The following is a 10629-nucleotide window of genomic DNA, read 5'->3' as shown; positions in this document are numbered from 1 at the left end:
GCCCGGGCCGGGGGGGCGGGGGGGGGGGGTGGCGGGGGCCCCCCCCCCCCCCGCGGGCGCCCCGGCACCGCCGGGGCGGTCATCCGGGGCCCTCGGGCCGCTCACCCCGCGCGGCGCGTCGGGGCCGCGCCGTCCCGGCGTGGCCCCGGCCGTCGCGGCGGCGCCGGGTGGCGGTGGCCCGGCGCTGGCCTCGCCGGTCTCCGGGGCCGCCCCCAGGCCGGCGGATGCCACGACCTGGCGGCCGGAGGCTCCCGGCGGAGGGCTGCCCGCGCTCACCCGCGCCACGGACCGGCTCAGCGACCGGGAGCTGGCCGTGCTCAGCTACCTGCCGACGATGCTGACGACGGCCGAGATCGCCGCGGAGCTGTACGTCTCGGTCAACACCGTGAAGACGCACCTGAAGAGCATCTACCGCAAACTTGACGTGGCCCGGCGACGGGACGCCGTCCACCGCGCCCGCGCGCTGCACCTGCTCTGACGCCCGTCCCACCCTCTGGCTTCCCGCGCGGCCACCCGCGATCGCGCCCGGGGGCCGACGGGGCGGGATCCCCGGGCGGGCAGCCAGGGGCGCCAGCGGCCGGCCCCGGGCGGGGCCTCGGCCGGCCGGGTGTGGCCGGGAGCGCTCCGCGAGAACCGGGGCGCGGGTAGTCGACCACCCGAAGTATCGGTCCTCCGCGCGGCCCCCGACGCTCGCGAGCGCCCTGTCCTTCGCGGGCATCCTGACGTCACCGACGCCAGTCGGTGGGGGAGGGATGATCGGGCCCGGTCGCGGACGGACCGGTGCCGGGGTGGGGGCACGGCGCGCTCGGGTGGCCGGCGGGCCAGCGGCCGAACTCGGCCGGGAGGTCTGGCGGGGGCCGACGCTCGCCAAGGCCGGGGTTGAACAGCCAGGCCAGCCGGATGACCAGGGTGATGATGCCGGCGATGGCGAGGATCAGCCCGAGGGCCGGCAGGTTCAGGCCGTGGATCCGCCATGTGACTGCGTACCGGAGAATCGCGCCGATCACGATCAAGAAGATCGACGAGCCGATGGTCACCGTTCGTCACCCCTCTCGGGCCGCGGTCTCCGGGATCGTCCGGGCCGCGGGTACGGCGCGTGCCGGCGGGCGGACCAGATCGTCGCCGACCGGTCATGCCTGGCGAGTACCTACCCGTAGTAGCGACCGGTTACGCCGTGTGCACGGATCGGTGGTTGCCGGGCTGCCGCCTGGTCGACCAATGGCCCGTGTGTGCGGAGAGCGACTAGCCCGATCGGGTAGTCGACTGACGATCATTGATCACTGAAAGTGTTCGACTGCTGACAATTTTCGCGTGGAGAGCGCTCTCCCGGGACTTTTGGCCCTAACTGGATCTCCGTGCCCGTGGTCCTTGTTGGCAAGAGGTAAAAAGTCCCAGTCGGCGTCTAGCGTGCCCCGGAGGGGAGTCCTACGCTGGCCCAACATGTCCAGCTTGGCCGGTAATTACCCGGCGACATCGCCGCTACCGACCAGTAACCCGGGCGTCGACCGGACCGGAGGCACGCGTGACTGACCGCATGCTTGAAGGCGTGACGGATACCGTTTCGGGCGGTATGGCCGGAATCTCTCCGGTTCGCCGTCAACCGAGGCCGGTGATAATCGACACACCTTCCGCGGTCCTGCGCGGACCCGCGCCGCGAGTCGACACCACCGCGGTGCGCCGACATCCAGCCGCAACCGGGAACGCGCCGACCGCGAACGCGTCGATGGTTCCGAACGCATCTTCCCTGGCCGGGCCGCGCGCGGTCGGAATCGACGCCGGCGCGGCTCGCCCGGCTGCCGCCGGAATTCCGGGACGGACCCAGCTCGCGCCCCGCGCGGCGCAGGCGCCGCGTGACCTCGCGCTCGGCGCCGCCGAACTGCGCGGCATCCTGCGCGTCGTCGAGGACTGTGAACGGGCCACCACGCTTCCGGCATTCCGGGAAGCCACGCTCGACGCGCTGTCGCGGCATCTGGGCTACCGCAACTCGGCCTTCTTCCTGGGCCAGACGCTCGAAGCCGCCTTCCAGGACCAGCGGCCGTCCGGGCGAGGGCTCGCGCTGCGCATGGCGGGCCCGTTCCTGGAGCGCTACCGCGGGCTGGAGGTCTTCTCCGACCCGGAGAGCCTGCGGCTGATGCGGGAACGGGGCCTGGTCACGCTGGAGGACATCGGCAACCCGGCCCGCCCCGAGGTCCGGCTGCGGATGGAACGTTTCCTGCGCGCGCACGGCATCAACTCCAAGCTGCTGCTCCGGCTCACCGGGCCGGCGAACATTGGCGCGGTGGTGACGCTTCTCGATCCGCGGCCGGGCGCGTTCGGGCCGCGTGACCGCGCGATCGCGGCGGTGGTCGGCCGTCATCTGGGCAATCTGTTGCGGTTCCACGTCCGGGCGAACACCGGCCCGGCGGTCACCGCGAAGCTGTCCGCCCGGGAGCGCGACGTGGTGCGCCTGGTCGCCGAGGGGCACTCGAACCGGCAGGTCGCCGAGGCGCTGTGCATCAGCATCGACACCGTCAAGCACCACCTGACGCACGCGCTCGTCGCCACCTCGTGCACCAACCGCACCCAGCTGGCCCTTGCCTGGCAGCGCGAGATGGGTCCGTCCACCTCGTCGTCCGGCCCCGCGCCCACGCGGGACTGAGCCGGTGGCCCGGGAACCGGCCGGGGCGTGCTGCCCTGGCCGTTCCCGGCCGGGCGTCCGCCAGGCGGCGCCGGTACCCAGCCGGCTGGCCGGGCTGGCTCCCGCCGGGTGGACGGGGCGCTTCGCGTACGTGCTCGAGCGCCGCGATCCAAGTGGGAAGAGAACCCTCCGGATTGCGAGGCCGAAAGCCGCGTCACCGCCCACCCCGGGCGCATGTGGGCCGCGGGCCGCCGAAGATGTCCGTCGTGGGAGGGTGGCCTCACAACGCTCCGGAACGGCGGCCGCCGGCCATGCCGACGGTTGCCGGTGAGAGCGGACGGGCCGTCGCCACGCGAATCGGGTGGGCGCGGTGGGACCCTGTGTCCAAAAGGCTTCATATACCGCGTCCGCTGCCCGGGCAGAACCCTCCAAGCGGACTAGGCGGAACGAGCCAGCCCGTCTGGCCCGGAGGGGCACACATACGGCGGCCGGGCTGATCCGGCGCGTCGTGCCGGACCGGGGACGCCGCGTCCCTCGCGTCGCCCGGCGGTTGTCCCCGCTGGCCGCCGGAGCCGCCAGGACAATTTCGCCGCCGGGCAGCGCCCCGCCCCGGCCGCGGTCACGCGGCGTTGACGCGAGTGTGGGTGGATTGTTTCCAGGAACCGTTTGACGAGATTTTGGAAGTGAAGTCGGAAAGTTTTTCCGCGCTGTCCGTCTCCTTCCCGGTGAATGGCGTCGACGGTTTTCGCGGGCTGACCCGCGAGGAATCGGCGAACCGGCATCGAAAGGCGCTTAGCCGCGCTCGTCGGACCGCGTCGGATACTCTGTGGTAACCGGTATCTTTCGCCGGCCGCCGCCGCGCCGCGTGTCGGCGCGATCCATGCCGGGTGGCCGACCGGGACGTCCGCTGGCATGGTCTGGTCAGGCACACCAGGCTGGCCGGGTGGCACCGCGTGGAGATCATTTGTGGGTGGCTAGAATTCGTTGAACCTTCTCGGGCTCTCGTCGCGACGGCGCGGCGAGCCGCCCACATCGGCTCACGAAACATGACCGGGAGGCGTCCGGACATGGTCGGCTCTCCCGTAGTACGGCACCTGGAGACGTTGTTTTTCGAGATGACCAAGGCTTCGGCGTACGCCAGCCCCGGTACCCCCGTGCAGGGGCTGGTGCTCGCCGGGCAGGCGGCGAAACTATTGCGGTGATGATGCCCACGCCAGGTTCGCCCACCCAGCCCGTCCGGCCGACGCGGCGCGGTCTGGGACGTGGCTGTCGCCCGGGGGTGACCGCCACCACCCCGCCGTCCGTACTCCGGTGTCGCCGCGGGCGTCACTGGCTCAGGAGGACCAGTCGATGACCAGGACTTCCGCTCGGCCCGGCCCAGCCCGTCCTACCCGGATGGACGACGTCCACGCCACGGTGACGGACGTGCCGGCGACGCGCGAGCTGGCGGGCCGTGACCTCGTCGTCGTCGTCACCCCCTTCGCCGAGCCGAACGCCGCGCTGGTCGCGGCGGTCGAGCGCGCCGGTGGCCTGGGCGTGCTCGACCTGGGGCGCGAGGCCGCCCGCGCCAGGCGCGCGCTCGCCGACGCTGCCCGCTGGTGCCGGGGGGCGTTCGCCGTCCGCGTCGGCCCGGGCGCCGCGCTCGGGCCTGACGACCTGCCGGCCGAGGTCGACACCGTGCTGCTCGCCGACCCGGCGCTGATCGCCGCGACCGCCCCCGCGGGCGGCGCCGGCTGGGACGTCGCGTCGGCCAGGGGCTCCGCCAGGACCGGCTGGGCCGAGCCGGGAGGTCCTGGGCCGGCCGCCGCGCGCCGGGTGCTCGTCGAGGTGACCTCCGTCGCCGGCGCGCGCGCCGCCCTCGCCGCCGGCGCGGACGGCCTCGTCGCCCGCGGCAACGAGGCGGGGGGCCTGGTCGGTGACCTGACCACGTTCACGTTGTTGCAGCACCTGCGGGCGGCCAGCCTGCTGACCCGCGCGGGCGCGCCAGCGCCGTTCTGGGCCGCCGGCGGCATCGGCCCGCGCACGGCCGCCGGCGCCGTCGCCCTGGGCGCCACCGGTGTCGTGCTGGACGCCCAGTTCGCCCTGGTCCGTGAGGTCGAGCTGCCCGCCGAGGTCGCCACGGCGCTGCGGGCGATGGACGGGAGCGAGACCGCCGTGCTCGGCGGCCACCGGGTCTACGTCCGCCCCGACCTGCCGGTCGCGCGGCTGGCCAGCGCCGCGGGCGCCGCCAGCGCCGGCGAGCCAGCCTCCATCCTGGACCTGCGCGACACCGGCGGCGAGCTGGCCTCCGACGGCGCGCTGGTGACGCCGGGGACGGCCGGCCCACTCGGCCCGGCGGACGTGGCCACCCGGCTCGGCGCGCGCGACCTGCGCGCGGGGCTGCTCCCGGTCGGTCAGGACGGCGCGCTCGCGAGCACGCTGGCCGACCGCCACCTCACCGCGAGCGGAGTCGTCCGCGCGGTGCGGACGGCGGTCCGCGAGCAGCTCGCCGCCGCGGCCCGGCTGCGCCCGCTCGCTCCCGGCGCCCCGTTCGCCGCCGCCCGCGGCCTGCGCTACCCGCTGGCGCAGGGCCCGATGACCCGGGTGAGCGACGTGCCGGCGTTCGCGAAGGCGGTCGCGGACGGCGGTGGGCTGCCGTTCCTCGCGCTCGCGCTGCTGTCCGGCGAGCGGTCGGCGGCGCTGCTGGCCGAGACCGCCGAGCTGCTCGGCGACGCGCCCTGGGGCGTTGGCGTGCTCGGCTTCGCGCCCGCCGAGGTGCGCGCCGCCCAGCTCGAGGCGGTGCTGGCCGTGCGCCCGCCGTGCGCGCTGATCGCCGGCGGCCGGCCCTCGCAGGCCGCGCCGCTGGAGGCCGCCGGGATCGACACCTTCCTGCACGTCCCGTCGCCGGGGCTGCTGGACCGGTTCGTCGCCGACGGCGCCCGCAAGTTCGTGTTCGAGGGCCGCGAGTGCGGCGGGCACGTCGGCCCGCGGGCGAGCTTCTCGCTCTGGGAGGCCCAGGTCGACACGCTGCTCGCCGCCGGCGAGCGCCTGGGGGACGCGTTCTTCGCCGAGCTGCACCTGCTGTTCGCGGGTGGGGTGCACGACGAGGCCTCGGCCGCCGCCGTCGCCGCGATCGCCGCCCCGCTGGCGGACCGGGGCGCGAAGGTCGGCGCGCTGATGGGCACCGCCTACCTGTTCACCGCCGAGGCGGTCGCCACCGGCGCGATCCAGCAGGGGTTCCAGGACGCGGCGCTTCGCTGCGAGCAGACCGTGCTGCTGGAGACCTCGCCGGGCCACGCCACCCGGTGCGTGCGCTCGCCGTTCGTCGACGAGTTCCTCGCCGCCCGCGCCGAGCTGGCCGCCGCCGGGCGCGGCCGGCAGGAGATGTGGGCCGAGCTGGAGAGCCTCAACCTCGGCCGGCTGCGGATCGCCAGCAAGGGCGTGCGCCGCGAGGGCGACAGGCTGGTCACCGTCGACCCCGCCGGTCAGGCCGCCGAGGGCATGTTCATGATCGGCCAGGTCGCCGCGCTGCGCGCCGAGCGGACCACCGTCGCGGCCCTGCACCAGCGGGCCACCGCGGGTGCCACCGACGCGCTCGCCCGCCGGGCCGACGAGCTGGGCCTCGTCACGGACCAGGCCACGGATCACGCCGGCGCCGACGGCCTCGTCCCGGCGCCCACGGCCGCGTCGCGGGACGGCCGCGACCGTGAGCCCGCCCAGTCCGCCTCCGGCGACGCCGTCGCCGCGCGGCGGGCGGCCGCGGCCCGCTCGGTGGCGGCGGTCCGGGAGACCGCCCGGCCGCTCGACATCGCGATCGTCGGCATGGCCGCGGTCTTCCCCGGCGCCCCCGACCTGGAGACCTTCTGGGCCAACATCGTCGGCGGCGTCGACGCCGTCACCGAGGTGCCCGCGGACCGGTTCGACGCGGACCTCTTCTACGCGCCGGACGCGTTCGTCAAGGACGCCGGGAAGATGACCCCGTCCAAATGGGGCGGCTTCCTCCCACCCATCCCGTTCGACGCGCTCGCCTACGGCATCCCGCCGCGCTCGCTGCGCAGCATCGAGACCGGCCAGCTACTGGCGCTCGAGGTCGCGGCGCGCGCGCTGCGTGACGCCGGCTACGACGTGGCTCAGGGCCAGGACCGGGCCGGCGCCGCCCAGGGCCGGGCCCGGGCCGGCCGCTCCTTCGACCGCTCCCGCACGTCCGTCGTCTTCGGCGCCGAGGCGGGCGCGGACCTGTCCGGCGCCTACGGCCTGCGCGCCGGCTACCGGGCGCTGGTCGGCGACCTCCCGCCCGAGCTCGCCGAGCACCTGCCCGAGCTGGACGAGGACTCGTTCCCCGGCATCCTGGCCAACGTCATCGCCGGGCGGGTCGCCAACCGGCTGGACTTCGGCGGGTCGAACTTCACCGTCGACGCCGCCTGCGCGTCGTCCTTCGCCGCGCTCGACGCGGCCTGCAAGGAGCTCGCCGCCGGCAACGCGGACATGGTGCTCTGCGGCGGCGTCGACACCCACAACGGGCTGAACGACTTCCTGATGTTCGCCTCGGTGCACGCGCTGTCGCCGAGTGGCCGCTGCCGCTCGTTCGACTCCACCGCCGACGGCATCACCCTCGGCGAGGGCGTCGCGGTCGTGGTGCTCAAGCGGCTCGCCGACGCCGAGCGTGACGGCGACCGCGTCCACGCCGTCGTCAAGGCGGTCGCGGGCTCCTCCGACGGGCGCGCGCTGGGCCTGACGGCACCGCGCCGCGCCGGCCAGGTGCTCGCGATGGAGCGGGCCTACGGCCGGGCCGGGATCTCGCCCTCCGAGGTCGGCCTGGTCGAGGCGCACGCCACCGGCACCGTCGTCGGTGACCGCACCGAGCTCGCCACCCTCACCGAGGTGTTCACCGCCCACGGCGCCGAGCCGGGCTCCTGCGGCGTGGGCTCGGTGAAGTCGCAGATCGGCCACACCAAGTGCGCCGCCGGGATGGCCGGGCTGGTCAAGGCGACCCGGGCGCTGGCCGCCGGCGTGCGCCCGCCGACGCTGCACGTCACCCGGCCGAACGAGGCCTACGACCCGGCGACCAGCCCGTTCGCCTTCGACCGGACGGCGCGGCCCTGGGCCGCGCCGGCGGCCGAGCGGCACGCCGGGGTGTCCGCGTTCGGCTTCGGCGGGACGAACTTCCACGTCGTGCTGTCCGCGTATGACGGCGGCCCGGAGCCGGCGCACGGCCTCGGCCAGTGGCCCGCGGAGCTGTTCGTGGTCCGCGGCGCGGACCGGGCGGCGGCGGCCCGCCGGCTCGACCGGCTCGCCGAGCTCGCCCGCGCGAACGACGAGGCCGGGCGCCCCTGGCGGCTGCGCGACCTCGCTCGCACCGTCGCCGAGGACCGCTCAGGGCCGGTGCGCCTCGCGTTCGTCGTCGCCGACCTCGACGAGCTGCCGACGGCGCTCGCGCGCGCCAGGTCCTTCCAGTCCGACCCGAAATCGGGCGTCTTCGTCGCCCCCGACGGCCCCGACGCGGCCGGGCACGGGGGGAACAGCCGCAACGGCCACGGTCCCGCCGAGGACGACGACGGCCCGGGCCGGGTCGGGTTCCTGTTCCCCGGCCAGGGCAGCCAGCGCCCCGGCATGCTCGCCGACCTGTTCGTCGCGTTCCCGCGGCTGCGCGAGGTGCTGGAACTCGGTTCGCACTGGGCGGACACGATGTTCCCGCCGGCCGCCTTCACCCGTGAGGAGGCGGACCGTCAGGCCGCCGCCATCACCGACACCCGGGCGGCGCAGCCGACGCTGGGCCTGGCGGGCCTGGCCATGGCCCAGCTGCTCGGGCGCCTCGGCATCCGAGCCGACGACCTGGCCGGCCACTCCTACGGCGAGCTGGTCGCGCTCACCGTCGGCGGCGCCCTCGACGAGGCCGACCTCGTCGGGCTCTCCGAGGCGCGCGCCGCCGCGATCCTCGCCGCCGCCGGCGATGACCCGGGCACGATGGCCGCGGTCTCCGCGCCGGCGGAGGCGGTCCGCGCCGCGCTGGAGGCGGCCGGGGCGGCCGAGGTGGTGCTCGCCAACCAGAACGCCCCGAAGCAGACCGTCATCTCCGGCCCGACAGCGGCCGTCGACGCCGCGCTGGCCGCGCTGTCGGCCGCCGGGCTCGCGGCCAAGCGGATCCCGGTCGCGGCCGCCTTCCACAGCCCCGTCGTCGCGGGCGCCGCCGACACGCTGGCGGACACGCTCGCCGGGCTCGCCGTGCGGCCGGCCGCCGTCCGGGTCTGGTCGAACACGGCGGCGGCGCCCTACCCGGACACCGAGGCCGGCGTCCGGGCCACGCTCGCCGGCCAGGTGGCCGCGCCGGTCCGGTTCGTCGAGCAGATCGAGGCGATGTACGCCGCCGGCGTGCGCACCTTCGTCGAGGCCGGCCCGGGCCGGGTGCTCACGGGCCTGGTCGGCAAGATCCTCGCCGGCCGGCCGCACCGCGCGGTCGCCACCGACGTCGTCGGCGAGCCCGGCCTGCGCCGGCTGCTGCTCGCCGTCGCCGAGCTCGCCGCGGCCGGCGTCGCCGTCGATGTCGCGCCGCTGTTCGCCGGGCGCGACACCCGGGTCGTGTCGGCGGCGGACGTGCCGCGCCGGGCTGGCTGGCTGGTCGACGGCGCCTACGTGCGCACCGCCGACGGGCGCCCGGTCGCCGGTGGCCTGAAGCCGCCGGCCCGGCTGGAGATCTCCGCGCCCGCGGCGGCCGCCGCGCCGGCGGCCTTCACGCCGGCCGCCCCGGTGGACCCGGCGGCGGACACGGCGGTGCTGGAGTTCCTGCGGACCACCCGGGAACTGGTCGCGGCGCAGCGCGACGTCGTCCTGGGCTACCTGGGCCGCTCGGGCGGCGACCTCCTGGACGCGGGCACGCTCGCTGGCCTCGGCGGCGCTGGTCTCGGTGCCGCCGGTCTCTCCGCTCTCGCCGGCCCTGCCGGCGTGCCGGCGGCCCTGCCGGCGTCCCGGGCTTCTCAGCCGGCCCCGCGGCAGACCTCCCAGGACGGCCTCGCCGGCCAGGTGGGCCCGGGCCGCGGGCCGGTGATCCCCGCTCAGGCCGCGCCACTGGACCCGTCCCCTTCGGCTGGTGGGCCGGCGGGGGCCGGGGTGTTGGGTCGTGCGGCGGTGGCGGATGTTGTGGTTGAGGTGATCGGTTCGCAGACGGGTTATCCGGCGGAGATGCTGGAGCCTGGGTTGGACCTGGAGGCGGATCTGTCGATCGATTCGATCAAGCGGACCGAGATTCTCGGTGAGCTGGCGGGTCGGTTGGGGTTGGTCTCGGGGGATGGTGAGTTGTCGGAGTCGGTGGTGGAGGAGCTGGCGGCGATCAAGACGGTCGACGGCATCGTCGACTGGATCGTCGCCCGTTCGGCGGAGCGGGTCGGTTCGGCCGCGGGGGCGGCTGTTCCCGCCCAGGCCAGCCCGGCACCCGCGCCAGCGGCCGGCCTCGACGCCGGGCCGCCCGGAGCGGTGCCGGTCGGAGCAGTGCCGGCTCAGCCCACCCATGCCTGGGCCAGCGCGCCCGCGCTCGCGGGCGTTCCCGCCCACCACGGCTTCTCGCCGGCGGCCGGCGGCGCGTCCCCTTCGGCTGGTGGGCCGGCGGGGGCCGGGGTGTTGGGTCGTGCGGCGGTGGCGGATGTTGTGGTTGAGGTGATCGGTTCGCAGACGGGTTATCCGGCGGAGATGCTGGAGCCTGGGTTGGACCTGGAGGCGGATCTGTCGATCGATTCGATCAAGCGGACCGAGATTCTCGGTGAGCTGGCGGGTCGGTTGGGGTTGGTCTCGGGGGATGGTGAGTTGTCGGAGTCGGTGGTGGAGGAGCTGGCGGCGATCAAGACGGTCGACGGCATCGTCGACTGGATCGTCGCCCGTTCGGCGGAGCGGGTCGGTTCGGCCGCGGGGGCGGCCGTTCCCGCCCAGGCCAGCCCGGCACCCGCCGCCGCTTCGACCCCGGTCGCCGTGTTGGGTCGTGCGGCGGTGGCGGATGTTGTGGTTGAGGTGATCGGTTCGCAGACGGGTTATCCGGCGGAGATGCT

General features: G+C 75.7%; 5 protein-coding genes. 4 read left to right on the top strand and 1 reads right to left on the bottom strand.

The features are described 5' to 3' along the window. Positions 1 to 139 precede the first annotated feature (139 nt). Positions 140 to 478 (top strand): response regulator transcription factor, encoded by a 339-nt coding sequence (locus I6A81_RS45350; protein WP_307874375.1) that lies wholly within the window; start codon positions 140 to 142, stop codon positions 476 to 478. Between the two features lie 247 nt (positions 479 to 725). On the opposite strand, the gene I6A81_RS42805 is transcribed toward I6A81_RS45350, so the two are convergent. Next, positions 726 to 1037, bottom strand: a complete 312-nt coding sequence (locus I6A81_RS42805) for a hypothetical protein (protein WP_307874374.1) — start codon at positions 1035 to 1037, stop codon at positions 726 to 728. A gap of 686 nt (positions 1038 to 1723) precedes the next feature. On the opposite strand from I6A81_RS42805, the gene I6A81_RS00335 reads away from it, so the two are divergent. From I6A81_RS00335 to I6A81_RS00325, 3 genes are all read left to right on the top strand, one after another. Beyond that, positions 1724 to 2638 carry a helix-turn-helix transcriptional regulator gene (locus I6A81_RS00335; protein WP_203006523.1) on the top strand — a complete coding sequence of 305 codons (915 nt, stop codon included), beginning with the start codon at positions 1724 to 1726 and terminating at the stop codon, positions 2636 to 2638. Between the two features lie 1025 nt (positions 2639 to 3663). Beyond that, positions 3664 to 3819 carry a hypothetical protein gene (locus I6A81_RS00330; RefSeq protein ID WP_203006524.1) on the top strand — a complete coding sequence of 52 codons (156 nt, stop codon included), beginning with the start codon at positions 3664 to 3666 and terminating at the stop codon, positions 3817 to 3819. A 148-nt stretch (positions 3820 to 3967) separates the two neighbouring features. Beyond that, positions 3968 to 10629: type I polyketide synthase (locus tag I6A81_RS00325; RefSeq protein WP_238441432.1), on the top strand; the 6662-nt coding region annotated here is incomplete at its 3' end.

Source organism: Frankia nepalensis (genome assembly GCF_016786325.1).
Classification (GTDB): Bacteria; Actinomycetota; Actinomycetes; order Frankiales; family Frankiaceae; genus Pseudofrankia; species Pseudofrankia nepalensis.
The sequence above is the reverse complement of the archived record's forward strand: the minus strand, read 5'-3'. Positions and strand labels throughout refer to the sequence as shown.

Excerpts from the sequence above, each read along its gene's own strand:
- I6A81_RS00330 (WP_203006524.1), top strand. The coding sequence starts at position 3,664 with ATGACCGGGAGGCGTCCGGACATGGTCGGCTCTCCCGTAGTACGGCAC.
- I6A81_RS00335 (WP_203006523.1), top strand. The coding sequence starts at position 1,724 with ATGGTTCCGAACGCATCTTCCCTGGCCGGGCCGCGCGCGGTCGGAATC.